The 26,486-nt window shown below is 43.4% G+C and carries 26 protein-coding genes; 3 read left to right on the top strand and 23 right to left on the bottom strand.

Annotated elements, in window-relative coordinates; translation table 11 throughout:
• Position 1 precedes the first annotated feature (1 nt).
• From OW255_RS03800 to OW255_RS03755, 10 genes are all read right to left on the bottom strand, one after another.
• Positions 2 to 2,242 (bottom strand): tape measure protein, encoded by a 2,241-nt coding sequence (locus OW255_RS03800; protein WP_268115671.1) that lies wholly within the window; start codon positions 2,240 to 2,242, stop codon positions 2 to 4.
• A gap of 9 nt (positions 2,243 to 2,251) precedes the next feature.
• A complete protein-coding gene (locus tag OW255_RS03795) occupies positions 2,252 to 2,389 on the bottom strand; it encodes a hypothetical protein (RefSeq protein ID WP_155857760.1) in 138 nt (45 codons plus the stop codon).
• An 11-nt stretch (positions 2,390 to 2,400) separates the two neighbouring features.
• Positions 2,401 to 2,817, bottom strand: a complete 417-nt coding sequence (locus tag OW255_RS03790; protein WP_024837228.1) for a phage tail assembly chaperone — start codon at positions 2,815 to 2,817, stop codon at positions 2,401 to 2,403.
• Positions 2,818 to 2,825: 8 nt separating this feature from the next.
• On the bottom strand, positions 2,826 to 3,296 hold the full coding sequence (locus OW255_RS03785) for a phage tail tube protein (protein ID WP_024837229.1): 471 nt from the start codon (positions 3,294 to 3,296) through the stop codon (positions 2,826 to 2,828).
• A gap of 13 nt (positions 3,297 to 3,309) precedes the next feature.
• On the bottom strand, positions 3,310 to 4,647 hold the full coding sequence (locus tag OW255_RS03780; protein WP_024837230.1) for a phage tail sheath family protein: 1,338 nt from the start codon (positions 4,645 to 4,647) through the stop codon (positions 3,310 to 3,312).
• The gene (locus OW255_RS03775) at positions 4,648 to 4,827 is read right to left on the bottom strand and encodes a hypothetical protein (protein ID WP_024837231.1); all 180 of its coding nucleotides are present in this window, start codon (positions 4,825 to 4,827) and stop codon (positions 4,648 to 4,650) included.
• Positions 4,814 to 5,263: a phage tail terminator family protein gene (locus tag OW255_RS03770; RefSeq protein ID WP_024837232.1), complete on the bottom strand. Its 450-nt coding sequence runs from the start codon at positions 5,261 to 5,263 to the stop codon at positions 4,814 to 4,816. The genes OW255_RS03775 and OW255_RS03770 overlap by 14 nt, the downstream gene beginning before the upstream one ends.
• Before the next feature lie 186 nt (positions 5,264 to 5,449).
• Complete coding sequence (locus OW255_RS03765; RefSeq protein WP_035317679.1) at positions 5,450 to 5,947, bottom strand: sigma factor-like helix-turn-helix DNA-binding protein; 498 nt, start codon at positions 5,945 to 5,947, stop codon at positions 5,450 to 5,452.
• Positions 5,883 to 6,197 carry a hypothetical protein gene (locus OW255_RS03760; protein ID WP_035317681.1) on the bottom strand — a complete coding sequence of 105 codons (315 nt, stop codon included), beginning with the start codon at positions 6,195 to 6,197 and terminating at the stop codon, positions 5,883 to 5,885. The genes OW255_RS03765 and OW255_RS03760 overlap by 65 nt, the downstream gene beginning before the upstream one ends.
• A complete protein-coding gene (locus OW255_RS03755) occupies positions 6,190 to 6,357 on the bottom strand; it encodes a hypothetical protein (protein WP_155857761.1) in 168 nt (55 codons plus the stop codon). The genes OW255_RS03760 and OW255_RS03755 overlap by 8 nt, the downstream gene beginning before the upstream one ends.
• An 821-nt stretch (positions 6,358 to 7,178) precedes the next feature.
• On the opposite strand from OW255_RS03755, the gene OW255_RS03750 reads away from it, so the two are divergent.
• Positions 7,179 to 7,646: a helix-turn-helix domain-containing protein gene (locus OW255_RS03750; protein WP_024837233.1), complete on the top strand. Its 468-nt coding sequence runs from the start codon at positions 7,179 to 7,181 to the stop codon at positions 7,644 to 7,646.
• Between the two features lie 32 nt (positions 7,647 to 7,678).
• A complete protein-coding gene (locus OW255_RS03745; protein WP_024837234.1) occupies positions 7,679 to 8,524 on the top strand; it encodes an AraC family transcriptional regulator in 846 nt (281 codons plus the stop codon).
• Positions 8,525 to 8,546: 22 nt separating this feature from the next.
• On the opposite strand, the gene OW255_RS03740 is transcribed toward OW255_RS03745, so the two are convergent.
• The gene (locus tag OW255_RS03740) at positions 8,547 to 9,365 is read right to left on the bottom strand and encodes a helix-turn-helix domain-containing protein (protein ID WP_024837235.1); all 819 of its coding nucleotides are present in this window, start codon (positions 9,363 to 9,365) and stop codon (positions 8,547 to 8,549) included.
• A gap of 260 nt (positions 9,366 to 9,625) precedes the next feature.
• Between OW255_RS03740 and OW255_RS03735 the strand changes: the two genes are divergently transcribed.
• Positions 9,626 to 10,870: an MFS transporter gene (locus OW255_RS03735; protein ID WP_268115670.1), complete on the top strand. Its 1,245-nt coding sequence runs from the start codon at positions 9,626 to 9,628 to the stop codon at positions 10,868 to 10,870.
• 1 nt (position 10,871) lies between these two features.
• On the opposite strand, the gene OW255_RS03730 is transcribed toward OW255_RS03735, so the two are convergent.
• From OW255_RS03730 to OW255_RS03675, 12 genes are all read right to left on the bottom strand, one after another.
• Positions 10,872 to 11,972, bottom strand: coding sequence for a GntR family transcriptional regulator (locus OW255_RS03730; RefSeq protein ID WP_024837237.1), 1,101 nt, complete (start codon positions 11,970 to 11,972; stop codon positions 10,872 to 10,874).
• 10 nt (positions 11,973 to 11,982) lie between these two features.
• Positions 11,983 to 12,678, bottom strand: coding sequence for an L-ribulose-5-phosphate 4-epimerase (locus OW255_RS03725; RefSeq protein WP_024837238.1), 696 nt, complete (start codon positions 12,676 to 12,678; stop codon positions 11,983 to 11,985).
• A 27-nt stretch (positions 12,679 to 12,705) separates the two neighbouring features.
• A complete protein-coding gene (locus tag OW255_RS03720; RefSeq protein ID WP_024837239.1) occupies positions 12,706 to 14,304 on the bottom strand; it encodes a xylulokinase in 1,599 nt (532 codons plus the stop codon).
• Positions 14,305 to 14,363: 59 nt separating this feature from the next.
• The gene (gene araA, locus OW255_RS03715) at positions 14,364 to 15,857 is read right to left on the bottom strand and encodes an L-arabinose isomerase (protein WP_024837240.1); all 1,494 of its coding nucleotides are present in this window, start codon (positions 15,855 to 15,857) and stop codon (positions 14,364 to 14,366) included.
• 22 nt (positions 15,858 to 15,879) lie between these two features.
• The gene (arfA, locus tag OW255_RS03710) at positions 15,880 to 17,397 is read right to left on the bottom strand and encodes an arabinosylfuranosidase ArfA (protein ID WP_268115669.1); all 1,518 of its coding nucleotides are present in this window, start codon (positions 17,395 to 17,397) and stop codon (positions 15,880 to 15,882) included.
• Between the two features lie 34 nt (positions 17,398 to 17,431).
• Positions 17,432 to 18,088: a fructose-6-phosphate aldolase gene (gene fsa / locus OW255_RS03705; RefSeq protein WP_024837242.1), complete on the bottom strand. Its 657-nt coding sequence runs from the start codon at positions 18,086 to 18,088 to the stop codon at positions 17,432 to 17,434.
• Between the two features lie 560 nt (positions 18,089 to 18,648).
• Positions 18,649 to 20,088, bottom strand: a complete 1,440-nt coding sequence (locus tag OW255_RS03700; RefSeq protein ID WP_268115668.1) for a D-alanyl-D-alanine carboxypeptidase family protein — start codon at positions 20,086 to 20,088, stop codon at positions 18,649 to 18,651.
• 72 nt (positions 20,089 to 20,160) lie between these two features.
• A complete protein-coding gene (gene rny / locus OW255_RS03695) occupies positions 20,161 to 21,714 on the bottom strand; it encodes a ribonuclease Y (RefSeq protein ID WP_024837244.1) in 1,554 nt (517 codons plus the stop codon).
• A gap of 125 nt (positions 21,715 to 21,839) precedes the next feature.
• Positions 21,840 to 22,448 carry a regulatory protein RecX gene (locus tag OW255_RS03690; RefSeq protein WP_024837245.1) on the bottom strand — a complete coding sequence of 203 codons (609 nt, stop codon included), beginning with the start codon at positions 22,446 to 22,448 and terminating at the stop codon, positions 21,840 to 21,842.
• A gap of 53 nt (positions 22,449 to 22,501) precedes the next feature.
• A complete protein-coding gene (recA, locus tag OW255_RS03685) occupies positions 22,502 to 23,596 on the bottom strand; it encodes a recombinase RecA (protein WP_024837246.1) in 1,095 nt (364 codons plus the stop codon).
• Positions 23,597 to 23,888: 292 nt separating this feature from the next.
• Complete coding sequence (locus tag OW255_RS03680) at positions 23,889 to 24,734, bottom strand: S8 family peptidase (RefSeq protein ID WP_416861716.1); 846 nt, start codon at positions 24,732 to 24,734, stop codon at positions 23,889 to 23,891.
• 395 nt (positions 24,735 to 25,129) lie between these two features.
• Entirely contained in the window at positions 25,130 to 26,407 is a 1,278-nt protein-coding gene (locus tag OW255_RS03675) for a diaminopimelate decarboxylase (protein ID WP_268115667.1), read from the bottom strand.
• Between the last annotated feature and the right edge of the window lie 79 nt (positions 26,408 to 26,486).

The following is a 26,486-nucleotide window of genomic DNA, read 5'->3' as shown; positions in this document are numbered from 1 at the left end:
CCTATCCTGTAACAACATTACTGCTTGATGCGTGCTGGACTCCCAACACATTATTTAACACATTAACCATAGCATCAATATCAGAGCCGCCTCCACCGTAATTGTTTTGATTTACAGTCGCATTGGTCTGTGGAACCGTCAGGTTTACCAAAGCCACGTATTGGCGTTCTGATAAATCTCTAAGGAGTTTAATATTTTCATCAGAAATATTGACATCCTGCTCAATCTTATCTACCTTACCAACTTTGCCAACATTGCCAATATCACCCGTTATAGCACCAGCTCCTCCAAGCAGACCGCCAGCGCCAGCAGAAGGCATTTTATCCATTAGGCTATCAAGACTAAAGTTTGTGTTATCTATTTTGTTTCCAAGAGAAGCACCATATTTGCTCCATTCATCTGCGGTATCCCCAGTATCCAATTTAGTCATGCGTTCTATCGTTATAGCTTGTTCCCCAAACTTGTCATCGACCCATTCACTTAACTTCTCCCTAAAGCCTTTTACACCATCAGCCATGTTTGTTTTAAACACAGCATCAATGGCATCTGCTACGGTTTCTATCTGACTTAATATAGAATCAAATAATCCAAATAAAAGATGAGCAATGGCGGAAGCCGGATCATTCATTACATTGGCAAAAAATTCTGCAAAGATTGCGATTAAATTCCACAAGTCTGCAACCATGTTATATCCAACGGCATAGATGAAGCCGAACACATAGCCAATTTTTTCTCCTATCTGCTCAAATGTGACACCAGCTTGCAATATTCCCATAATTGCTGCTCCTATCAGCAGTCCTACGAGGATAAATGGCATTGCTGCCGCAAGCCAACCTGATGCAGTTAATAAGCCAGACACTAATCCGATCGTCCCTGCTGCAGCCAAAGCCAAGCCGACCCCTAATAAGATCGGATATATATAGTCCCAATTTTCAACAATCGCATTGGCTCCAGCAACCAATACATCAACAGCGCCGGAAGCAACATCACCAAGAATTTCAACAGCACCTATAATTCCCTCTATCACCGTCTTACCGGTATCACTGTTTAAGAACTCACTCATTTTATCCAGGACACCGTCTAAAGAGTGAATGCCAGCATTCTTAATCAGATTCCAGGAATCCGACCAAGTCATAGGCATGTTTTTAAACTGGTCATTAATCTGATCCGTAGCACTTAACAAGGCATTTTTTACAACGTCAGCTGTGATAACACCTTTATCCGCCAATCCACTGATTTCTTCTACCGGCTTACCAAGATAATCTGCAATTGCCTGTATCGCATTAGGAGCACCTTTAAAAACAGTGTTTAATTCTTCTCCACTTATGACGCCTTTTGCCATAGCCTGGCCAAGCTGTTCGGTAGCGGAACCAATTTCCTCCTGACTGGCTCCTGCCATCTTAAACTGTTTACTTATGTTTTCTGCAACGGCAACCACCTCGTCACTTCCTGAAAAAGCGTTTCCCGCAGTTTGGCCCAGCTTGGCTACAACATCAGCCGTATCAAGATAGCTGGTTCTGGATCTTTGTGCAGACCGGTAGATTTTTTCCTGTAGCTGCTCTGTTTCCTGTAAACTGCTATTTGTATTATCATTTCCTTGACCACCTGCATCAATCGAGGGGGGATTAAACCCTTGATTCATAACACTTAATCGGGCGGTGGAACGTGTCATTTGATCGGATAAGCTAAATAATTCTTTTCCCATCTTAAAGTTAGAAGCTACAGACACCACTTTTTTCAAGGTTGAAAAGAGGCCTACTGCTGATTTACTGGTTTCTTTCACCTTATTATTATGTTTGTCCTGGGCAGTTGCTGCTTTTGAGGTATTGTCTGCAATTTTAATCAGCTGCGCTTCCATACGATCAAACCCAGAAGATGAGATTTTGTTAGAGGCTTGTCCAATTTCTCTCATATTTCCAATGACTGCACCAGTCGCTCCTCCAATCGATTTGCGCATGGTCATATCCGTTTTGGTCATGGTTTGATCAATCCGTTTCATCTGCTTTACCGCAGAGTTACCAAGATCAAGGAACTTGTTGGACGTTTCTCCAATTTGTCTTATATTTGCAATAACAGCACCAGTCGCTCCTCCAATGGACCGACGCATGGTCATCTCTGTTTTCACAACTGCATGATCAACACGCTTCATCTGATTAACAGCGGCATTCCCAAGCTCAAGGAACTTGGAAAAAGACTCGCTGAATTGATCACTTACTGCTAAGCTTTCTTTTATCTCTCCCATGGTTCCTCCTTACTTTTGGGGCCGACTTTTAATTTCTTTGACTGCCATCTGATACATAAGTATCTTTTCTTTTTCTGGAAGATCCGCAATCTCCCCGGGGAAGCGGCCGTGGTTAACTAACATATAGTAAGCAAGCTGCACGTCCATGTCTCCCCCGTTTAAGAGTTTTTTGCTTCTTCCAGCTTATCTTCCGCATCCTTCATTCCGTTTAATTCCAGAATCGCTTCTGACAGACGATTATACTCTCCGATACTCAGCATCTGAGATGGCACATCCAAAGGATCTTCTGTTCCATAATAGTTGCACATTTCCTGTGCGCTGAAATCTGGTTCCTGAACACATGCAAGAACGAGTCTCTTTGTATACAGCAGGTTATCCAGCTTCTCAACAGGTGAACCATTGACATTAACTGTTTTTCTGCTCATACGTGCCAGTTTCTCATTTTCTTTCTGAGTAATTGCTTTAATCACAAATGGAACTGCGTTTCCTTCCTCATCTTTAAAACGATTGGATACAACGACTTCCTTGGTTACACCTGCCATGACTGGCTGTAAAAATGCTTTTAATGCACTCATAATCTCTCCTATTCTCCCAACTGAGTCGGGGCTGTAAATGCGTTAAGGATTTCAACATTTGTGAAACTAAATGTAATATCCATGGTTAAAAATTCTGTATCCGCGTCCAGAATAGCAATTGGAAGCTTCTGCAGCTTCACGTTATATAAAGCTACTGTCTGAGACCCAATGGTGCTTCCTTCGTCTTCATTTGTGATCTGGAATGTGAAGTACGGAAGCTTTCCTGTCTTTAAATAAGTCTTTAACATATTTAAGAATTCCGGTGTTCCGTAATAAACAGTTGCTGATCCGGTAAGGGACACACCAGAAGTTTTTTTCTGTACAAGATTGGTACCTACCACCTTAAAATCTGATTCCTGAAATTCTGCATCCGCCTGGAATTTCTTTAAGCCAAACATTTCTACGTTACGGCCATCAATCACGGCAAAAGCACGACCAGCCTTTCCGTTTAACGCATCACGCTCTAATAAAAATGACATACTCTACCTCCTTTTAATCTGTAAGGGTTGCTGTGATATAAATTTTTTCAACAGCTGCCACCGGTTGAATTGCAAGTGTAATTACAACGGCATTGATTGCCTCGCCTGCCCCTACAACCACATCATCTGCAACAAAGTTCTGAATTCCTCCATTTGCCTGAATCTCATTTAAATATCCTACGATCCATGCCTTAAGAAGGTCTCTGCCTGAAGCATTATTCTGAATTTTACCAATGTAATTCTGTGAGAAATTCTTGTAAATATCGTTTGATACGGTATCCAGTGTTCGGATAACCTGATTCAGACAAAATGCCTCTCCCTTGTCTGAAGTGAATGTGGTCAAAGTATTTATGTCTGACATCACCTTTACACTGCCAAACTCTTCAAAAAATACAATCTGCCCTTTGTTAAGAGCTTCATCAATTTCTTGTGTACTCAAGCGAGGTGAAACATTTACTGCATCCGGATACTGTGCATATACCAGGGATTCACTATAATTCGCACCAGCCTGGGATCCACCAACCCACCAGGTTACCTGCTGTGGAGAAAGAATAGTTCCATCAGACAAAATCACGCCATTCTTTACTGAAATAACGGCATCTGTATTGCTTTCTGCACCTGCCATAACAGCCTGACATTTTTTACCAAGATTGTCTCTCATACGTTTTATGAAAGCTACATACGCGGCCTGTACCGTGCTATCGGAGCCATCATAAATTACAATGTTAAAACTAAGTGGTTCCAAAGCGGTAAGAAAAGCAGAATGAGAAGCATTGCTCACAGTTCCATCGGTACCTCCTGCAAGATATTTCCCCGCACTGGCTGCTAATTTACCAGTTCCGGCAAATACAACCCAGTCATTTCCCTTTAAATCTGCAACCACCTTTCCTGTCTGGGAATGTTTCACCATTCCATCAACAACCGTCTGAACGGTAAAATTACCTTCATCATCTGGATCAGCAATAACAGAAACAGAAATATCATTTCCTCTAATACCGCTATATTTTGCTGTAATTGTAAGCGGCTCTAAAGCTGCAGATGCCTTTGTGGCACCGGTCGTATTGGGACGATAAAGTAAGACTTTTACTGGTCCCTTGGTATGATCTGATCCTTTAAAAATCTCTCTTAAAAACAGAGCCTTGCTATGAATGGAATCGTATCCAATATACGGCGTTAAATCATCCCCCGCATGAATGGTCATAATCTCACCCTCTGGTCCCCAGGACAACGGTTCACAGATTGCTACAATCCCTCTATTTCCCACACTGACAGCCTGCTCCATATTTGATTTAACATTTATGTATACACCAGGCTGTTTTTTATTCTGACTGCTCCAATTTCCTCCGGCCATTTATTTTTCCTCCATCTTATCGTTGAAAAATCTATTTAAAATTTCTTTTGCTTCTTCCACGGTATACTCCTCTTCAGGCAGTAATGCCCTGGCAAAATCCTGTTGATATGAATCAAATTCCTTACTGCTGATGAGAGCTTCTGTTTTATACTTTACTGTTCCTTTTTTATTTGAAGCCATTCTGATTTACACCTCCTCTATAAGATTCCAGGGATTCTATCATTGGTGTGTCGTTTTGATAAGACATAGTGACTTTAACAGTAAACTCATAGTGCAGCTCTCCATTTACAATCTTAAAGCTCCGGTTGTAGGTTCGTAATTTAGCAGCTTCATAAGGAATAAATTCAAGTATGAAATCCAGCTTATCCGCAACAGACGGACGCAGATCAAATGTATCTCCACTGTTTTTTTCAGCCTTATAAACCACATCAAAGCCAATCTTTTTCATAAGACGACTACCAATACGGCTTTCTATTTCAACATCTGTATAAAAAATACAGAATTCAGAAGCTTCTGACTCCTGTTGATCCTGATTAACAGATACCTGAGTATTGGGAAAATGTTCTTTCAAAACCTCAGCTATGGATTCTATTAATTTATCAAGCGTAAATGTCATTTAACCTCCTCCTTTCCTACTATGGAGCTCCAATCACCATCACTTATTCTCTGTAAACAATATCTGTTATCCACACACCACGTCCTCCTCTGTAAACTTATCCAGATTCTTCTTTCTGGAATAATACAATTATAAATCTGCTATATCGTCTTAGACAGGACACGATTTGGATAAGCATTAAATGTCCTACTCAAGAACAATGGCATCCGCTCCGAATAAGTAAACGCTCAGTATTTCTGTTGCTTCGGATACCCATCTTCGTATGGTTCTGTCTGTACTATGTAGAATTTCAGCAATTTCCTCCTGAGTCACATTGTCCAGATAGTACAATTTAAAGGCCTCAAACTTTTCCGGCGCATTTTTTCTTATCTGCTCTTCTTTTAAAAGCTTCATACATTTATCCAGGTGTGCAATCATTACGATGCTTCGGAGCTTACTTTTCAGGATACTGTTAATATAAATGTCCTCTTCTGAGGATTTCTGAGAACTGCTGCGGTCATCCAAATATGATAGTTCAGAGATGCCCTCTATCATCCCCTGATGTATCCGGTTATAATTCTCCATCAGTTTCTTGGCATTGTGAAAAACCTTTGTCCTGCTGCATTTTTTCTGAGACTTCTCAAACAACTGAACCGCTTCCAGTGCTGCTGACTTTACTAATTGTTCTGCCACTGCCTGATCCATGCTTACACCTCCCTGCTGCCAAAATTTCATTTCTAACCTTATCCCATTCCACTGCTAGTGGGTCCTGCACCTCCACAGATTCCATAGGTTCAAACGTATACCTGCCAAATGCCCTTGCCCCTGAGCTTGCATAAGATGAGATTGACGCGCAGGGGATTTTTAAAAGTGCTGATGCTTCTAATGCACTGTATTGCCCCATCTTGCAGCCATTGTCATATAAGGTATATATTTTTCTAACTTCCTTACTCATTGCTGATTCCTCCTTTTACTTTTCTTTCAAAATAGTTTCCTACTGCAAATAATCTCCCATGATCCTTACACGAGCAATTCTTTTTAAGTGAATTGGAAGGATACGATTTCCCACAATACATGCATTTCTTTTTAACATCACAAAAGTTAACCTTTTCCATCCCTTCCCTCCACAACTGACATCTCTTTCAAAAGCTCTTATTAACCTCAATTTATTTACCAACAATTGTATCGCCACTCTGCTTTGGACAATAAAATACCAAGTACCAATACTTAATTTTCAACGTTGCTTAATACTTTCACAGACTCTTCACAGTTTCATCAAAATACCGTCACAATTTCCCAGTATATTAGTAAATGTAAAGAGACAGCATTTAAATAAACTTTTTTTCATACTCAGCCGACAGGATCCCCCAATCTTGTCGGCTCCTCCCTTTTATCGGGAAATATAAACCCTTCCCAGTCAAATGAATAATGCATTTCATACTTACTATCTATGAATATAAACCTCATGCTATTTTAGAGTCTTTTTAAGACACATTTATTGTAAAAAAAATTGCTTATAATCTATATCTTATTTCACTCGACTCTAAAGCCAATCATTTCACCACTAATAAAATCAGATTTTGTATATGTTCATCTAACGATTTGATACTTAAAATTTTTAATTATTCAATTCTTAGATTTTAAAATCCTAATACTTTTCAAAGTAAACAGGTATCTAACAAAATACCCTCCCCCATAAACACACCATCAGCTTATCAATACAATATCCCCATATACCCTCCTCACGCATCGTACAATATAATAATTTAAACCAAAACTATTGTATCTTTTTAAGACACTTAAAATATATCACGTATCTCTTCCTCTGTCAATCACGAATATGAATTTTAAGACACTTTTATCATAATCCCTTGCATATCCTCTAATAATATAGTAAAATTAAGACACAACAAGTGAAAAGAGAGGTATAAAAGTCATGGGAATGGCAGAACGAATAAAAGAACGTAGACTTATCATGAAATATACTCAAGAAGAATTAGCCGAAAAACTTGGACTTCAAAAATCTGCTATTGCAAAATACGAAAACGGGCGGGTGGAAAACATTAAGCGCTCTGTCATCGCTCACATGGCAAGCATTCTAGAATGCAGCCCGGCATATCTCATGGGCTGGAGTGAAGATACCAATATGAATCAGCCAATTCTTATGACAAAATCAGAAGAAGAACATCTGTTGAAATACCGCTCCATCGATGACAAAGGAAGACATACCGTAGATACTATCCTTCAAATGGAATACAACCGCTGTGAACAAGAACAATCAAAGATTTCTCCAATCCCGCAAAGGGACCGCGCCCACTTACAGGTCAATGCCGCTCACCAGCGTACCGATATAGAAGTAACGGATGAGATGAAACAATTCGACGATGCATTCTTTGATGAATAAAAAAAGAAATAATACCCCAAGGAGCCATGTCTATGTACGCAAATACAGGCTATATGGATTTAACCGATGAAGAACTGGAAGATTACAATATCCCATTAAGGACCAACTGCTGCGGAGTATATCGCCTTCTTACCCTCCCAGTCATGTCCACCATACGCCCTCTGGGCCGGCCGGACTATCAGATCCTGTACATTTCATCCGGAAAAGCTACCTTTTACATAAACGGAGAACCCAGGGAGGTTCCGGCCGGACACATGGTCATCTATCACCCCCGCAGTCTTCAGCAGTACGCGTATTACCTGGAGGATAAACCAGAAGTATACTGGCTTCATTTTACAGGAGAAGATGCACAAACACTCATAAAAGAAGCGGGATTTTCAGGAGATCATATCCTGTATACCGGAATCTCGGCAAAGTATCAGGACCTTTTTCTATCCATGATCAAAGAACTCCAGCTTCCACGGCCTTGCTCCGAAGAATTGTCCTCTCTTTATTTAAGACAACTTTTCCTTACCCTCAAACGGTTAAAAGAAGAAGGAGGCTATAAAAAAACTGAGATCAAAGAAGAGATGGAACAGGCCATCCACTATTTCCACGAAAACTTTACCAGAGACATACAAGTTGAGCAATATGCAAAAAAACTTCATATGAGTACCTGCTGGTTTATCCGAAGCTTTAAACAGTACGCTGGAATGCCGCCAGGAAAATATATTACCTCCATACGAGTCAACAAGGCAAAGGAGCTGTTAGAAAGCACGGATTACACCGTGGGTGAGATTGGCACTATCATCGGATACGAGAATCCCCTGTATTTCAGCCGGATTTTTAAAAAACAGACCGGACTTTCCCCGGCAGAATACAGAAAAGCGGCAAGATGAGTTTCCTCTCCTGCCGCTTCCTTTATTTTCTTCCTACCAGGCTGTAGGTCTGGCGGTATTCCTTTGGCGTAATTCCCATATACTTTTTAAAGATTCTGCGAAAATAGTCCACATCCTGATAACCGCACTGATAAGCAATCTCATTCCCGGTCAGACTTGTCTCTACCAGCATACGGCAGGCCTTATTTAACCTCACCTCATGAATCCCCTCTGTCAGGGTCTTCCCATACACAGCGTTATAAACACGGCCCAGATAATCCGCGCTGCAGTCCAGCTTTTCTGCCAGGATAGAGGAAGATAACGGCTCCTCTAGATGATTTCTGATATACTGCGCTGCCTGGTTGGCCAGGAGCACCTTCTGTCCATTGACTTCCATAGGCGAAAGAGAATCACTCAGTTCACAAAGAAGCTCCAAAAGCACCAGATTTAAGATGGTCCTATCATCTCTGCAAACGTTCTGCCGCTTGATAAAACGGCGAAATAGATCCTCAAACTGCTCCGGCTTTCTCACCCGTATCAGCTGAGGCAGGGACATCACATCCCGCCCTGTCCTTACCGCTTCCTCTTCCAGATGAAAATGAAGCCAGTAAAAGGTCAGGTCCTCATCAAATTCCCTGGTTCCCCAATGGTGCCTGCCTGGAAACAGGATCAGTGCCTCCCCTTCTTCCACATTGTAAGATATTTCTTCTTCGGCAATCCCCAAAACTCCCGAATTTACATAGATAATTTCAAAAGAATCCATGACCCGGTCTGCATGACGGCCATTTCCCCCTGTTACTAAGTATCCTGCATTGAGCGCTTTTACCGGAAGTACCGCTTTTAGCTGTAAATAATGTTCCATAACATCCCCCTGTCACCCCGAGTCGGAATTCTCCAGTTTTTCGCTTCTTTTTCCTCTTGTATCCTTTTCATTCTACTGGCAATATAGAGAAAGGTAAAAAGCAGCAGCATTCTTAATCTACGCTGCTTCATGTAATAAAAGCATAGCAGAAAATCAGCAAAATGAAAAGGGGATCGCGGCAGATTTGCCGACTTAACATGATGGACATCGTATTACAGATAAAAGAAAAAATGTTTCCTAACCGCTCTCAGGGAGCGCTTATGACGGATTTAGATTATAAAAGTGGCAGAAGATACTTTATTGCAGAAGGATGCTGCGCAAACGGCATTGTCACCTTGACTACGGGCGCATTTCTGTCCGGATATGCAAGCTCACTGGGAGCCACCGACTCCATCAATGGAATCATCGGTTCTCTGCCCTTGCTGCTTTGTCTGCTTCAGATGTTTTCCGCAGTCCTCTTAGAAAGCATGAGCCGGAGAAAAAACATTCTTACAGCCTTTTCCCTGATTCACCGGTTATTGCTGTCTTCCGTATTCTTTGTACCGTTATTTATCGAGAATCCGGGCCTCCGCCTGCTTGCGCTGGTTGGAATTTATGGAACAGCTCATTTTTTCGGTGCATTTATCGGAACCGGCATCGGTAACTGGATTCTCCAGCTGGTCCCCTCCACCATTCGGGGAAAATATCTTGGGAAGAAAGACTCCTTTGCCTTTGGTATGTCCACAGCCATCAGCCTGATCATGGGCCGTGTCATGGACTGGTTTCGGAGCGGGGATATGGAACAGCAGGGATTTTACGTGGTAGGCTTCGTGGTATTCACCCTGGCATGCCTGGACTTTTGGTGCCTCTCCTCCATTAAGGAGCCAGAAAGTACGCCCCACGTCCAAAAGCTCAGGGATTCCATACTTTCCCCCCTGGCAGATAAAGAATATAGAAAAGTCATGTTTTCCTACATGTTCTGGAACGTGGCTCTCCAGGTAGCAGGCCCCTTTTTCAGCGTTTACATGGTGACAGGACTAAAGCTTGATTATACCTATATCACCTTCCTGGGACTGATTTCCTCTACCCTTCGGATTATCGCCTCTTCCCTTTGGGGAAAGCTGGCGGATAAAACCTCCTGGTTATTTGTTACAAGAGCCTCTATGGGCCTTCTAGGACTGATTCACGCAAGCTGGCTGTTTATGACGCCGGAAACCTGTTACGTCCTCCAGCCCCCGCTGCAGGCACTATCAGGCATCGCCTGGGGAGGAATTGCAATTTCCGTGTTCCACCTGCAATACCACTATGCTCCCACAGAGAAAAGGGTTCCTTATGTCAGTGCCAATTCATCCTATGCCGGACTCAGCGGATTCCTTGCAACCCTGATTGGCGCATTTCTTCTAAAAGTCCTTCCCTCCATGAAGATACTTGGCTTTCCCATGGGAGGGATGCAGATGCTGTTTCTATTATCCGGGACTTTAATTATAGGATGTGTCCTTTACATGGGAAAGCTTCGCACGCATTGAGTCAACCCTTTCGTTCCCTGCAGGATTCACGGATCACAAGGTCCGGCTTTAATATCCTCTCTACCCGGCTTTCCTCATCTGGTATGCCGTCAATCTTCTCCAAAAGAAGTTCTGCTGCCATAGCCCCCAGCCGCTCCTGGGGGTGGGCGATGGTAGTCAGCTTTACCATTCCATTCTCTGCAATAAAGGAATTATCATAGCCAGTTACTGATATGTCCTTTGGCACAGACAATCCGCATTTTTCAAGTGTCTTAATAATCTCCAGAGCGATCTGGTCATTGTAGCAGACGATTCCGTCTATCACTCTTCCTTCTTCCAGCAAATATTTTAATACCTCTGAAGGCTTCACCGTCCGGTCTTCCGTATGAAACCAGATTACCATATCAGGATCATAGAAGATCCCTGTTTCCTGGAGGGCCTTTACATATCCCTTATGCCTGTCCCTGCCCTGAATATCATCTGCCTTAAAGATACCCAGGATATGCTCATGCCCCAGATCTCTTAAGTATTTCGTCACCAGATATCCCCCCATGCAGTCGTCCATAAGAATATGGGGCTTATGCTTCATCTGGGAGTAATACCCCTGAATGAACACGTATGGAATCTGATAGAAATCCAGCTTGTCGTAAAGCCCCTTATGACCGCACATGATCTCACTTTTGCTGGGTTCAATGATTAGGCCGTCAATATCCTTTTCCAGTATTTCCTCCAGACATTTGCTTTCTTTTAACCTGCTGTTTCCGGTATTCTTAAGGATAATGCTGTATCCCCCTGCCGTAAGCACGCTGTCAATTCCCTGAATCAGCCTGGGAAATATATAGTCCGACAAATAGGTGGTAATGACCGCTACATTGCCGGAGCCCTTTTTTCCTCCTGCCTTTCTGGAGACAAAGGTGCCCCGGCCATGCTCCGCCTCAATAAAGCCTTCCTGCTCCAGAATGGAAAGTGCTTTTCTCACCGTGTGGCGGCTTACGTGACAGGAGGCAGATAATTCATTTTCAGATGGCAGACGATCTCCTGGCTTTCGTTTCCCGGATATGATATCCTGCTTTAATTCTTCCATCAATACATAGTATTTTGTCTTACCACTGTCCTCTGCCATAGAAAGCTCCTTACGATTTTTTCTGCCCGTAATAGGCATTAGGGCCATGTTTGCGCATGAAATGCTTATCCTGCATGCACTGAGGTGCAGGAATGATATTGGGATTTAAAAGTTCTGTCATCAGGTTCATTTTTGCAATTTCTTCTAAGACCACTGCATTATGAACCGCATTGTCTGCATCCGTTCCCCAGGTAAATGGACCATGATTTTTACAGAGGACCCCAGGTACGTGCATGGGATTTTTCCCCTGGAAGGTCTCAATGATTACCATTCCCGTGTTTTTCTCATACCCTTCTTCAATCTCTTCCTCGGTCAGATTCCTGGCACATGGAATCTCGCCGTAGAAATAATCGGCATGAGTAGTTCCATAACAGGGCAGAGCCCGGCCAGCCTGAGCCCAGGAGGTTGCCATAGGAGAATGAGTATGAACAATCCCTCCTACCGCCTCAAAAGCCTTATAAAGCTCCAAATGAGTGGCGGTATCAGAGGAGGGATTTAAATCTCCCTCCACCTTATTTCCCAACAGGTCCATAACTACCATATCTTCCGGTTTCAGTTTTTCATAATCCACTCCGCTGGGCTTGATTACAAAAAGCCCCCTCCCCCGGTCAATCCCGCTGACATTTCCCCAGGTATATGTAATAAGCCCTTTTCGTGGCAGCTCCATATTTGCTTCGTACACAACACGTTTTAATTCTTCCAGCATATTCTCTCCGCCTTTCTGTCTGTGGTATTATTTCATATAATCCAGGGCTGCCCGCTCGATGGAAAGCCCGGCTTTATACCTCTCCATGAATACATTAAATCCGGCTTCGTCCTGTGCATCCGGCTTTATCACCGTACCAGTTTCCCCATGGAATACCTTTTGGGCCAGGTAATGATCTAAAGTCTCTCCTTCATCCTTTCGGATCATGTAGGAAGCCAAAAGAGCTGCTCCCCAGGCACCGCCTTCTCCTGCTGTTTCCATAACCGAGACCGGAACGTTCATGGCTGCTGCCATAATGCTCTGCCCTACGCCTTTTGTCTTAAATAAACCTCCATGGCCCAGAAGCACATCAAGCTTAACACCTTCCTCATAGAGAATTTCCATGCCTACCTTTAATGCTCCAAGAGCAGTATAAAGATGTACTCTCATAAAGTTAGCCAGATTGAAACGGCTGTTAGGTGTACGGACAAACAATGGCCTTCCCTCTTCAAAATGGGTGATATGCTCCCCGGATAAATAGCCGTAAGATAAGAGACCGCCTCCATCCTTATCTCCCTCCAAAGCTTTTTGATAAAGAGTGGAAAATAAAGTATTCTTATCGGTCTTCATTCCCATAGCCTCAGCAAACTCCTCAAACAGAGAAACCCAGGCATTTAAATCTGAAGTACAGTTATTGCAGTGTACCATTGCCACAGAATCTCCTGCCGGTGTAGTAACAAGGTCTATTTCCTCATAAACCTTGGAAAGCTCCTTTTCCAGTACGACCATGGCAAATACACTGGTTCCTGCGGACACATTTCCCGTTCTTCTGGCGACACTGTTGGTAGCCGTCATTCCGGTTCCTGCATCTCCTTCCGGCGGACAAAGAGGGATTCCTGCTTTCAGATTGCCGCTGACATCAAGAAGGGTAGCTCCCTCCTCGGTCAATGTACCGGCTTCTTCCCCTGCGGTTAAGACCTTTGGCATAATATCTCTAAGCTTCCAGGGAAGTCCTTCCGGTTCAATGAGGGAATCAAACTGTTCCACCATCCGCTCATAATAATCCTTTGTGGTGCTGTCAACAGGAAACATACCCGCACAGTCTCCGATACCAAGCACCCGCTTTCCTGTAAGCTTCCAGTGAACGTAGCCTTCCAGGGTAATGAGATAATCTATGGCTGAAACGTGGTCTTCCTTATTTAGAATCGCCTGATAGAGATGGGCAATGCTCCATCTTTGAGGAATATGATAGGAAAAAATATCAGTCAGCTTTTGGGAGGCCTCTCCAGTCATGGTATTTCTCCACGTACGGAAAGGAACCAGTATTTCCCCTTCCTTGTCAAAAGCCATATATCCATGCATCATGGCAGAAAAACAGATCGCGCCAATGGTGGTGAGGGTTTCCCCGTAGGTTTCCTTTACTTCCTTTGCCATCTTCTGGTAGCTGTCCTGTACTCCACGCCAGATATCAGGTATGGAATACGTCCATACTCCATTTTCATACTTATTTTCCCAATCATGACTGCCAGAAGCAATGGGGTTATGGTCTTCATCCACTAATACTGCTTTGATTCTGGTAGAACCAAGCTCAATTCCAAGTGCTGTTTTGCCTTCCCTGATTGCTGTTTGGATATCGTTTCCTTTCATTTTGGACCCCTCCTTTAAAATAGGCCCGCCCCCTTAAGGAGGCGGACCCCATCAAGTTCTTAGCGGTACACTACCGAATTCCATTTCAATTCGTTCTTTAAACCACGTATGGTTGTATTCTCATCAATGAAAACAGCTTCAATTCCCATGGCTTCTGCCCAGTCTCCCATCTGCTCTGGCTTCAGGTCATAGGAAAATGCCGTATGGTGAGCACCTCCAGCCAGAATCCAGCTCTCTGCTCCGGTGATTAAATTTGGCTCCGGAGTCCAGAAGGCAGTTGCCACTGGAAGCTTTGGCATCGGCTTTTCTGTCTTTTTGCAGTTTACGGTATTGATAATAAGACGGAATCTGTTTCCAAGATCAATGAGGGAGGTAGCAATTCCTTTCCCCTCTTTTGCTGTAAATACAAGGCGCGCCGGATCTTCCTTATTGCCCATTGAAAGGGGATTTACTCGAATTCCAACCTTGCCGTCTGCAATGCTTGGACATACCTCCAGCATATGGGCCTGTAGAATTCCTTCCTTACCAGGAACTAAGTTGTAGGTATAATCCTCCATAAAGGAGGTACCCTTGGCATCCTTTATTCCAGAGGTCATAAGCTTCATTAAGCGTACCATGGCAGCAGTCTTCCAGTCACCTTCCGCTCCAAAGCCATAGCCCTTTTCCATCAGACGCTGGATGGCAAGGCCCGGAAGCTGCTGCAATGCTCCAAGATCCCCAAAATGGGTGACAATGGCCTGATAATTCTTTTCCCTCAGGAACTGTTCAAATCCCAGCTCAATCCTTGCCTGAGCTGCCACATGAGCTTTAAACTCCTCCGGGCTTCTTCCTTCAGTCAGGATTTCATAACGGCTGTAATATTCTTCTACCAGAGAAGATACCTCGCCCTCTTTTACATCCTTTACAAAGTCTGTGATCTCACTGACCGGATAGGCATCAATCTCCCAGCCAAACTTTAACTGTGCCTCTACCTTATCTCCTTCGGTAACAGCAACATTTCTCATGTTATCTGCCACCCGGACCACCCGGACATGACTGCTTTCCATCACTCCGATTGCGGTACGCATCCAGTCACCGATTCGTCTCTGGACACCTTCCTCATCCCAGAAGCCAGCAATCACCTTTCTTGCCATTCCCATTCGTGTTACCATATGTCCGAATTCCCGGTCTCCATGGGCAGACTGGTTCTCATTCATGAAATCCATGTCAATGGAGTCATAAGGAATCTCCTGGTTGAACTGGGTATGTAAATGAAGCAGCGGCTTTCTGTATTCCTGAAGTCCTAAGATCCATGATTTCGCTGGAGAAAAGGTATGCATCCAGGTAATAACTCCGGCACAAGTCTCATCGTCATTGGCCTGATGAAACAGGGTGCGGATGGAAGTGTTGTCAATGAGTACGGGCTTTAATACCACCGGAAATGGCAGAAAACCGCAGGCGTTTAAACGCTCTGTAATAATAGCAGAATGCTCTGCCACATTTCTCAGGCACTCTTCCCCATAGAGATCCTGGGAACCAGTTGCAAACCAGAATTTATATTCTTTACTTACCATAAGATTACCCCCTTACTTTTATTTACTTTCCAAGACGAATTACATTCCAGGAAGCTTTATTCAGTTTGCTTGTAACCACTCCACCATCAAGAACAGACTGACTGGTCTCTTTTGGAGCCACCTTCTGATTAAATGGTCCGTTCGCAGCCTGAAGATCATCGCATTCCAAAACTGTATGCTCAAGAACACGGTATCCTAAAAAGCTTCTGACATCAATGGTCATCTCGGCATCTTCCTTGATGCTTCTGTTGACTGCAAAAATAGTAACTTCTTCCTTTTCCTCATTGTAAACAGGAACAGCCTCAACAGCGGTTACATTCTCATGGGTCGCTGTATCAAACTTAGGAGTACTGATAACTGGAAGAAGAGCCGTTCCTCTTCCGTATTTGGATGCGTGCATAAATGGATAGAAAATTGTCTGCTTCCATGCAGCACCGCCGCCAGCCTCAGTCATAATCGGTGCAATGACATTGACAAGCTGAGCCAGACACGCCATCTTCACACGGTCTGCATGCTTGATCATAGTGATCAGCATAAGTCCTACCAATAAGGCATCTTCAAAGGTATAGATATCCTCTAGCATAGGAGGTGCGATCTGCCATGGATGATTTTTTGTAATGTCATCGTCAGCCGCGTTGGAGTGATACCATACATTCCATTCGTCAAAGCTGATCTTAATCTCTTTTTTGCTTCTCTTTTTTGCCTTCACATAATCGCAGGTAGCGATTACAGTACGAATAAACTGGTCCATATCATCGGAACAAGCCAGGAAATCCTCGGTATCTCCCTTCTGATTTCCATAGTACTGATGCATGGAAACGTAGTCCACGTGGTCGTATGTATGCTGAAGTGTTACTGCCTCCCAGTCAGGGAAGGTGGGCATGGTCAGCGAAGAGCTTCCGCAGGATACCAGCTCAATGGTAGGATCAATGATTTTCATGGCTCTGGCTGTTTCTTCTGCAAGACGGCCATACTCTTCCATGGTCTTATGTCCCAGCTGCCATGGTCCATCCATCTCATTGCCAAGACACCATGTCTTAATGTTATGTGGCTCCTTATAGCCGTGGCTGATTCTTAAATCACTGTATTTGGTATTGCCTGGGTGGTTACAGTACTCTAAAATATTGCAGGCATCTGCAATTCCTCTGGTTCCTAAATTCACTGCCATCATTACATCAGACCCTACATTCCTGGTCCATTTGGTGAACTCATTTAAGCCTACTTTATTTTCTTCAATGCTTTTCCAAGCAAGTTCCAGACGTCTGGGGCGTTCATTTAAAGGTCCCACACTGTCTTCCCAATTGAAGCTGGATACGAAATTACCACCTGGATACCGGATAATCGGAACATTAAGCTCCCGGATCAAATCCTTTACATCTTCACGAAAGCCGTGTTCATCGGCAGTGGGATGCTCTGGGGAGTAAATACCGTCATATACGGCACGTCCAAGATGCTCAATAAATGAGCCGTAAATCCTTTCATCTATTTCTGCAATGCGAAATTCCTTATCAACTACCATCTTAACTTTGCTGTACGCCATTTTGTTCTTCCAACCTTTCTCTATTTGCTTCCATTTATGATTCGCCAAATGCCTTACGGTAATCATCCTGGAATTTAACAATTCCCTGATCTGTGAGAGGATGATGCGTCATCTGCTCCAATACCGGATAAGGTACGGTTGCAATATCAGCACCTGCCTTTGCACAGTCTATCACATGGACAGGATTACGGATGCTGGCTGCGATTATCTCAGTCTCAATCCCATGAACCGTAAAGATGTCCATAATATCCTTAATAAGATCAATTCCCGGCATGGAAATATCATCAAGCCTTCCTAAAAACGGGGAAACATAGGAAGCTCCTGCTCTTGCAGCCAAAAGCGCCTGGGCTGCGGAAAAGACCAGCGTCACGTTAGTCTTAATCCCTTCCGAATTAAGAACCTTTACTGCCTTTAACCCTTCCGCCGTCATAGGAATCTTCACTACCATGTTTGGGTGAATGGAGGCAATCTGACGTCCTTCCTCTATCATAGCTTTGGCCTCCACAGTGGTGGCCTTTACTTCACCGCTCACCGGACCATCTACTATAGAAGCAATCTCCTCGATCACCTGATTAAAATCCCTTCCCTCTTTTGCAATCAAAGATGGATTGGTGGTAACACCGCAGATAATGCCCATATCATTGGCTTTTTTAATTTCCTCAATGTTGGCTGTGTCTACGAAAAATCTCATAAGTTTTACCTCCTGCTCTTTCCGTAAGATGGATCAAACATCCTCTTACTATCAATGTATAACTTGTACGCACCATTGCACAAGTTGTTTTTCATTATTTTATCACATTTGGTAGTTATTACAAGAAGCTCAGACTTCCTTTATCATCTATATTATGGGAACACTTAAGACATGCAGGACATGCTGTTAAAATGGGAAAATCCATTGAATCAATTTGTGGCTTACAGCAGATTGCTGATAGAATAGAGAGATAGTTGGTTAATTTTTTATCAATTTGATAGATACCAGATTGTTTATCATGAATCATGCAAAATAATCACAAAAACTAGTGATGTTTCCTTTTTTATTATATATTATTATGCAATTTAACAGACCATTAGACAAACTACACAATTATGCTTTTTATATTTATGAATTTTTGTTGACACTTTTTTTCTCAATTCGGTTATATTATATTTGTAACCCCCCCAATACATTATATAGTTTTTGCTACACCCCATAAGAAACGAAATACCTTCTCCGAAAAAAGACCAGCTACCCCAGCTGGTCTTTTTCATTGTTTATTTTTTTCCTTTTGTATTGCGGCGCTCTTTTAACATGCGTTCAAAAGCTTCTGTATCACCATCAGCTCTCAGGCGACGTCTCCGCTCTTCTCTCCGAAGCTCGCTTTCCCTGAATTCCTTTTTTCTTTTATAAATAACGAATCCAGCTCCAGCTCCAACAACGGCCAGAATTCCTAAAAGGCCAGCAGCCAAAAGGCCTATGCCCTTTCCGCCTGACATCTTGACTCCAGAGGCTGGCAGCTCCTTGCTTCCTTCAGTGGAAGCCGGCTCCTTGGTTCCCTCATCCGTTGGCTGACTTGGGTCTGTGGTACCAGTTTTAGATATTAAGTAAGCCTGACCTACTTTTCTGTCATTATAAGTATATTGGATCAGTGCAACGGCTCCCTTTGGACTATCCTTTGGAAGGTCAGTAACCAGTGCTTTATCTGCATCGGAAAACTTGGCATCCTTTGGAAGAGTAATAAACTGATTTGTCTGAAGCTCCAAGTCAGAGGGCTGAAAGCTCTTATCCCCTACTTTAACCGCTTCCTCTCCCTTGGTATAGGAAGTTTCATTCTCTTCTATCTTAAAATTCTGAAAACGATCGTATCCAAACTGCAATAGATTCTTACCGTCGATAAAATACTGTCTTGGACTTCCCTTTAACACTACGGAAATCAGTCTTCTTCCATCCTGCTCCGCATATGTCACCAGCGTATTGCCTGCTTTGATTAAATACCCCGTCTTTCCGGCTACGGCAGAAGGGAAATAAAACTCGCTGGCAGTATCTTTTGTTTTCACCAGACGGTGCTCATTGTAAATCGTAAGTCCCTCCGGATTGTTGGTGGTAGGAGGAATCTTATGGCTTAAAGCAGAGCTGATCTCCACCAGCTTTTTGTTGCCGTATGCTGCCTTTGCAATAAGTGCCATATCGTAAGCAGATACATACTGAGTGTCTCCGTTAAGCCCGGAAGGATTGTCAAAATGGCTTTCTACGCAGCCAATCTCCTCCAGCTTCTCATTCATCATCTTCACAAAATCTTCTCTGCTTCCTGCCACGTGCTCTGCAAGGGCATTGGCTGCCTGATTGCAGGAATGAAGGATGAGAGAATAAAGACAATCTTCTACAGAAAGCTTATCGCCGTCTGTTACATTTAATTTGTTACCGCTCCCTGCTTCCACATTAAATACCGAATCCTTGGAAAAGGTAACCATGTCATCGGGCTTGGCATGCTCAAGCACCACCAACGCGGTCAAAATTTTCGTGATACTGGCAGGGGGATATTGTCCATGCATATTTTTTCCAAATATGACTGCTCCCGAATCTGCATCGATCACAATACCGGCTTCTGCCTGGATGTCAGTGTCTGACGGCCAGTCCGGCTTTGCGTATACCGTTATAAGAAATAGCTGGCTGATCAATAGACAGCACAGCAATGTTTTCAATCTTTGTTTCACGTATTCGTCCTCCGACATGAAACATGCCCTAAAACCGCACATCTAAAATTATACGGTTTTAGGGCACTATTTTTACTTTGCGTAATCTGTTACTCTGGACTCCCGGATCACATTGACTTTGATCTGTCCCGGATACTCTAAGGCTTCTTCAATCTTCTTAGAAATATCACGAGCTAAAAGTACCATATCATCATCGTTGATTTGATCGGGAACTACCATAATCCGAACCTCACGTCCTGCCTGAATGGCGAAGGACTTGTCCACTCCCTTAAAGGAGTTGGTAATATCTTCTAACTGTTTTAATCTGTTTGTATATGTCTCCAGAGTCTCTCTTCTGGCTCCAGGTCTTGCCGCAGAAATTGTATCCGCTGCCTGGCAAATACAGGCAATAAGGCTCTGTGGCTCAACGTCGCCATGGTGAGATTCTACCGTGTTCAGCACGATTGCAGATTCCTTATACTTTCTGCAGAGCTCTACACCAAGCTGAATATGGGATCCTTCCATCTCATGGTCAACGGCTTTACCGATGTCATGTAATAAACCGGCACGCTTGGCCATACGGATATCAAGTCCGATTTCTCCGGCTAATAAACCGGATAACTGGGCAACCTCCATGGAATGCTTTAACGCATTCTGTCCGTAGCTTGTCCTGTATTTCAGCTTGCCAAGCAGTCTGATGAGTTCTGGATGAAGGCCATGAATCCCCACTTCAAGAGCGGCGGCCTCTCCTTCCTCACGCATATTGGTTTCTACTTCTTTCTGTGCCTTCTCTACCATTTCCTCAATTCTGGCTGGGTGAATACGTCCATCCACAATGAGTCGTTCCAATGCAATTCTGGCCACTTCTCTACGAACCGGATCGAATCCGGACAATACAACTGCCTCAGGGGTATCATCAATAATGAGTTCAACACCTGTAAGGGTCTCTAACGTACGAATATTACGGCCTTCTCTACCGATGATCCTGCCTTTCATCTCATCGTTAGGAAGCTGTACAACAGAAACTGTAGTTTCTGCCACATGATCCGCAGCACATCTTTGGATGGCTGTGACCACGTATTCCTTTGCCTTTTTATCGGCTTCTTCTTTAGCTTTGTTGTCAAGTTCCTTAATTAATTTCGCAGTGTCATGTTTTACATCATCTTCAACAGATTTTAAAAGATATTCTTTTGCCTGTTCGGAGGTAAGTCCGGAAATTTTTTCCAGTTCCTGAATGCCTTTTTCATATAATGATTCAACTTCGGCATTTTTCTTATTCAGCGCGTCCTCTCGAGCAGCAAGACCTGCTTCTCGTTTTTCCATAGCCTCAGACTTCTTGTCCAAGTTTTCTTCCTTGCTTAGTACTCGTCTTTCATAACGTTGAAGCTCAGCTCTTCTTTCCCTGGTTTCTTTTTCCAGTTCATTCTTAGTCTTTATTGACTCTTCTTTTGCCTCAAGGAGAGCTTCACGCTTCTTTGTCTCAGCGGTCTTTAATGCTTCATCTATTATTTCCCGGGATTTTTCTTCTGCTGAACCTATTTTACTTTCATAGGTATTCTTACGATATGAAATCGCAGCAAACCAGGTAATAAAAGCGACGACTAATGATGCCAAAATTACAACCAATACAGTCGTGAATACTGACACAGGAGCACCTCCTTATTAGATTTTCATTGTACAACAATACAACACTTCAATTTTAAACTGTTTTATACATTATGTCAAGTATTTAACCCTTGTTTCCGGTATACTTATACACAATTTCCTTCTCGTCAAATATCGTCAAAATTCGCACCTAAGACACGGTTTACCGCTTCGTAAGAGAAACCTTTTCTTCCCAGGGAGGCCATCACTTTGGAACGTTCCTTTCGGTCCAGCTCCTGTGGATCTATCCGCTTTTTCCGGATATAGGCCTGAATCTGGGCTTCCTCATCCACCGGCTGTTCCTTTAAGATATCCCGGATCATCTCTTTGTCCAGGCCTTTTCGTTGAAGCTCGAACTGAATCTGCTTCTCACTCTTTCGCCTGGAATTAAATTCCACGTACCGTTTTCCATAATCCTCATCATTGATAAACCGGTGCTCCTTAACAAAACCAACGGCATATTCAATGGCTTCTTTGGGGTAACCCCCATCCTTTAGCTTCCTTACCAGTTCCTGCTCTGTCTTATCCGAAGCCTTTAAAAGATAAAGCACCCGCTCTCTGGCTCTTTTAAACAAAACATCTTTAAGAATCTCCTGGTAGGTGTCTTCGGAAAGTTCTTCTCCTTCTTTAATCCCAAATCTATTTATTTCCCCTCTATAAAGAACAAGAGCAAAGTCTTCATCAAGAAAGACTTTACTCCTGCGTTTATCGACGGGTACAATCTCCATTACTATCATGAGTGTCCCTTATTCTTTCTATTATATTACAACTGCTTATTTAGAGCAAAAGCTTATTCCTTTGAGGAAGCTTCCTTATTCTCCTCTGCCTTGATGCGTTTGCTTTCCTTGGCACCTGCACCATCTGCTGCCGGTGCATCCACTCCGCCTTCGATTGGCAGGCCGTAATTCATACGGACCTTATTCTCGATCTCTAAGCAGATTGCCGGATTATCCTGAAGGTAGATCTTAGCGTTTTCACGGCCCTGACCAATCTTTGCATTGTTATATGCAAACCAGGCTCCGCTCTTTTCCACAATATTCTCCTTCACCGCCAGATCTAAAACATCGCCTTCTCTGGAAATCCCCTTGCCGAACATGATATCAAATTCCGCTTCCTTAAAAGGAGGAGCAATCTTATTCTTAACTACCTTGATTCTCGCCCTGTTACCTACCATATCGCCGCCCTGCTTTAAGGTCTCAATCTTACGGATATCCATACGAACAGAGGCATAGAACTTAAGGGCACGTCCGCCTGTGGTGGTCTCAGGGCTGCCGAACATAACACCAACCTTCTCACGAAGCTGGTTGATGAAAAGTACGATACAATTGGATTTGCTGATGACTGCTGTCAGCTTTCTGAGGGCCTGGGACATAAGTCTTGCCTGAAGTCCTACGTGGGAATCTCCCATGTCTCCCTCGATCTCAGCCTTGGGAACAAGAGCTGCAACGGAGTCAACGATTACGATATCCACTGCTCCTGAGCGTACCATGGTCTCAGTAATCTCAAGTGCCTGCTCACCGTTATCTGGCTGGGATATGTAAAGGTTATCAATATCAACTCCGATTTTCTTAGCGTAAACAGGATCAAGGGCGTGCTCCGCATCAATAAAACCAGCGATTCCGCCACGCTTTTGAACTTCTGCAATAACATGGAGTGCCACCGTAGTCTTACCGCTTGATTCAGGTCCGTAGATCTCAACGACTCTTCCCTTTGGGATTCCGCCTAATCCTAAGGCGATATCAAGACTCAGGGCTCCTGTGGGAATGGTTTCTACATTCATATTGGTTCCACTGTCACCCAGCTTCATAACAGAACCTTTTCCATATGCTTTCTCTATCTGTGTAAGGGCGGCATCCAGTGCTTTCAGCTTATCATCTTTATTCATCTTATCCTCCAACACGAACAAATGTTCTTCTTCTACTCATAATAATAGTATATTTTACGGCAAATGTCAACTAGTAATTTCATGTATTAGTCCAATCAGCATCACACTCCCTGCCTGTCCGGCCTAAAATTTCATACAGTGAAAAAATCCCGGCGAGCTGCCGGATGAGTACTAAAAAAGGCATGATACCTTTAGAATGTAAGCTAACTATATCACAGGCTGGTCCCTCCTGCAAGGTTTTTATAATCCGGGTCTGTCATCCTTAACAGACCCGGATTTTGAATGCCATTCCTTACAGCAAAAGCCTCTCCACATCAAGAAGCCCCCATCCCTGCTGATTGATGGGAAGCCCTAAGTCAACGGCCCTCTCCCGAAGCATCAGCTTCACATCTCTGTTGTTCATATAAGGATATTTCTGCAGCAAAAGCGCAATTGCCCCTGAAACCAGAGGCGTTGACATAGAAGTACCGCTCTTACTTTGATATTCTCCCGGTTCATTGGAGCAGCTCATGATTCCTGCTCCCGGAGCAATTATTTCCGGTTTGCAGATACAGGCACCGGTGGGGCCCCTTCCGGAATAATCAATCATCCGGTTCCCCATAACATTAACTTCCTTATAATCGTCGGAACACCCTACCGTAATCACCTTCCTGCTGATACCAGGAGTTGTAATGGTATTGGAGCCAGGTCCCATGTTGCCTGCTGCTACACAGACCACAAGGCCGTCATCCCAGGCCGCATTGACTCCCCGCACCAGGACTGAATTTTCCGTCATACCTTTTCTTGAAAAGGAACCAACGGAAATGTTGACAATACGGATTCCATACCGTTCCCGGTTATCGCGGACCCATTTTAAACCGGCCAGCACATCTGAAGCATATCCATTCCCCTTTTTATCAAGAACCTTAAGCATTACGATGTGACACTCTGGTGCAATCCCCATATATTTTCCATCGGAAGCGCTTCCGCTTCCTCCAATAATTCCAGCAATATGGGTACCATGACCATTATCGTCATAAGCATCCCGCCTGCGGTGAACAATATCCACGAAAGCTGCTACTCTATGTTCGAAGTCCTCATGAAGATAAATTCCCGTATCAAGCACTGCAACACCTATGCCCCGCCCAGTAAGACCCATGCGGTAAGCCATGTCACAATGTATTGCATCTCTTACATGATCCACAGTCCACTACCTGATTCCTTTTTTATTAGGATATTCCACAGTGACTTCCATGGTTTCATTTCAGGAGTAAATTTTTGCGTTCCCGCTAATTTACATAAGACGATATTAAGAAAATCTTCATAATCTATTCAAACAATATACAAACTTTTACCGAGGGGGTGTGTTATACTAATGACATAAGAAATGCACAATGTATAGCAATTATCCTTTTACCCTTTTTGAAATCCGAAAATCCTAAGAAATCTCCCCTGTGTCGTAAGGCACAGGGATTTTTCTGTTTAAAATCAGAAAAAAGGGGCTCCCATTGACAACTACATGTCACAGGACCCCTTTCCTCTATTATATTTCTATTATAAATCGTACTTTACGTCCTTTAAAATATCACAAAAATCAAATGTGGCAAAGTAATCCTTTGGAGTTTCGGCTCTTCGGATCAAGTCAACCTCTCCATTTTCTTTTAAAAGCAGCTCTGCGGACCTTAGCTTTCCATTGTAATTATAACCCATGGCATAACCGTGGGCTCCTGTATCATGGATAAATAGCAGATCCCCCATAGAGATCTCCGGAAGCATCCGGTCAATGGCAAATTTATCGTTATTTTCACAAAGGGAACCAACTACATCGTACTTGTGGCTGCATGCTTCCTTCTCTTTTCCCATAACAGTAATGTGATGGTACGCCCCGTACATAGCCGGACGCATAAGATTGACTGCGCAGGCATCCACTCCAATGTATTCCTTGTGGGTATGCTTTTCATGAATGGCTTCGGTCACAAGTCCGCCATAAGGTCCCAGCATGAAACGTCCAAGCTCCGTATAGATGGCTACGTCTCCCATGCCTTCCGGTACCAGAATTTCTTCGTAAACCTTTCTTACCCCCTCCCCAATGGCTATAATATCATTAGGCTCCTGTCCCGGACGGTATGGAATACCGATTCCGCCTGACAGATTAATAAAGGTAATATGGGCACCCGTCTCCTCTTTCAGCTTCACTGCAAGTTCAAACATTACTTTTGCAAGCAGAGGATAATATTCATTGGTCACCGTGTTGCTGGCTAAAAATGCATGGATGCCAAACTCTTTTGCTCCCTTGCTCTTTAAGATCTTAAACGCCTCAAATATCTGCTCTGTCGTCATTCCATATTTGGAATCTCCAGGATTATCCATAATATCATTGCTGATTTTAAAGATTCCGCCTGGATTGTACCGGCAGCTTATAGTCTCCGGAATATGGCCGATGGCTTTTTCCAGAAAATCAATGTGGGTAATATCGTCAAGATTGATGATACCGCCCACCTTATCTGCATACTGGAATTCCTCTGCGGGAGTATCGTTGGAGGAGAACATGATATCAGAGCCGGAAAAGCCAATGGCATCAGACATCATAAGTTCTGTCATGGATGAACAGTCAGCCCCGCAGCCATAATCCTTTAAGATGTTAAGGATAAACGGATTCGGAGTAGCCTTGACTGCAAAATACTCCCGGTAACCTTTATTCCAGGAAAATGCCTGTTTCAGTTTTTCTGCATTCTCCCTGATTCCCTTTTCATCATAAATATGAAAGGGAGTTGGATATTCTTTCACAATTTCTAATAATTTTTCCTTGGTAACAAATGGTGTCTTTTCCAAAGCTTTCCTCTCCTCTCGTAAGTTAAACTATGCAAAAAGAGCCTTCTCCGGCATTCCTGCTAGTAAGCTACATTGTACC

Source organism: Lacrimispora xylanolytica, assembly GCF_026723765.1.
In the GTDB taxonomy this organism is placed as follows: Bacteria; Bacillota; Clostridia; order Lachnospirales; family Lachnospiraceae; genus Lacrimispora; species Lacrimispora xylanolytica.
The sequence above is the reverse complement of the archived record's forward strand: the minus strand, read 5'-3'. Positions and strand labels throughout refer to the sequence as shown.

Bases quoted from the DNA above. Each gene is read 5' to 3' on its own strand.
- OW255_RS03800 (WP_268115671.1), bottom strand. From the start codon at position 2,242: ATGGGAGAGATAAAAGAAAGCTTAGCAGTAAGTGATCAATTCAGCGAG.
- OW255_RS03795 (WP_155857760.1), bottom strand. From the start codon at position 2,389: ATGGACGTGCAGCTTGCTTACTATATGTTAGTTAACCACGGCCGCTTC.
- OW255_RS03790 (WP_024837228.1), bottom strand. From the start codon at position 2,817: ATGAGTGCATTAAAAGCATTTTTACAGCCAGTCATGGCAGGTGTAACC.
- OW255_RS03785 (WP_024837229.1), bottom strand. From the start codon at position 3,296: ATGTCATTTTTATTAGAGCGTGATGCGTTAAACGGAAAGGCTGGTCGT.
- OW255_RS03780 (WP_024837230.1), bottom strand. From the start codon at position 4,647: ATGGCCGGAGGAAATTGGAGCAGTCAGAATAAAAAACAGCCTGGTGTA.
- OW255_RS03775 (WP_024837231.1), bottom strand. From the start codon at position 4,827: ATGGCTTCAAATAAAAAAGGAACAGTAAAGTATAAAACAGAAGCTCTC.
- OW255_RS03770 (WP_024837232.1), bottom strand. From the start codon at position 5,263: ATGACATTTACGCTTGATAAATTAATAGAATCCATAGCTGAGGTTTTG.
- OW255_RS03765 (WP_035317679.1), bottom strand. From the start codon at position 5,947: ATGGATCAGGCAGTGGCAGAACAATTAGTAAAGTCAGCAGCACTGGAA.
- OW255_RS03760 (WP_035317681.1), bottom strand. From the start codon at position 6,197: ATGAGTAAGGAAGTTAGAAAAATATATACCTTATATGACAATGGCTGC.
- OW255_RS03755 (WP_155857761.1), bottom strand. From the start codon at position 6,357: ATGGAAAAGGTTAACTTTTGTGATGTTAAAAAGAAATGCATGTATTGT.
- OW255_RS03750 (WP_024837233.1), top strand. From the start codon at position 7,179: ATGGGAATGGCAGAACGAATAAAAGAACGTAGACTTATCATGAAATAT.
- OW255_RS03745 (WP_024837234.1), top strand. From the start codon at position 7,679: ATGTACGCAAATACAGGCTATATGGATTTAACCGATGAAGAACTGGAA.
- OW255_RS03740 (WP_024837235.1), bottom strand. From the start codon at position 9,365: ATGGAACATTATTTACAGCTAAAAGCGGTACTTCCGGTAAAAGCGCTC.
- OW255_RS03735 (WP_268115670.1), top strand. From the start codon at position 9,626: ATGACGGATTTAGATTATAAAAGTGGCAGAAGATACTTTATTGCAGAA.
- OW255_RS03730 (WP_024837237.1), bottom strand. From the start codon at position 11,972: ATGGCAGAGGACAGTGGTAAGACAAAATACTATGTATTGATGGAAGAA.
- OW255_RS03725 (WP_024837238.1), bottom strand. From the start codon at position 12,678: ATGCTGGAAGAATTAAAACGTGTTGTGTACGAAGCAAATATGGAGCTG.
- OW255_RS03720 (WP_024837239.1), bottom strand. From the start codon at position 14,304: ATGAAAGGAAACGATATCCAAACAGCAATCAGGGAAGGCAAAACAGCA.
- araA (WP_024837240.1), bottom strand. From the start codon at position 15,857: ATGGTAAGTAAAGAATATAAATTCTGGTTTGCAACTGGTTCCCAGGAT.
- arfA (WP_268115669.1), bottom strand. From the start codon at position 17,397: ATGGCGTACAGCAAAGTTAAGATGGTAGTTGATAAGGAATTTCGCATT.
- fsa (WP_024837242.1), bottom strand. From the start codon at position 18,088: ATGAGATTTTTCGTAGACACAGCCAACATTGAGGAAATTAAAAAAGCC.
- OW255_RS03690 (WP_024837245.1), bottom strand. From the start codon at position 22,448: ATGATAGTAATGGAGATTGTACCCGTCGATAAACGCAGGAGTAAAGTC.
- recA (WP_024837246.1), bottom strand. From the start codon at position 23,596: ATGAATAAAGATGATAAGCTGAAAGCACTGGATGCCGCCCTTACACAG.
- OW255_RS03680 (WP_416861716.1), bottom strand. From the start codon at position 24,734: ATGGGTCTTACTGGGCGGGGCATAGGTGTTGCAGTGCTTGATACGGGA.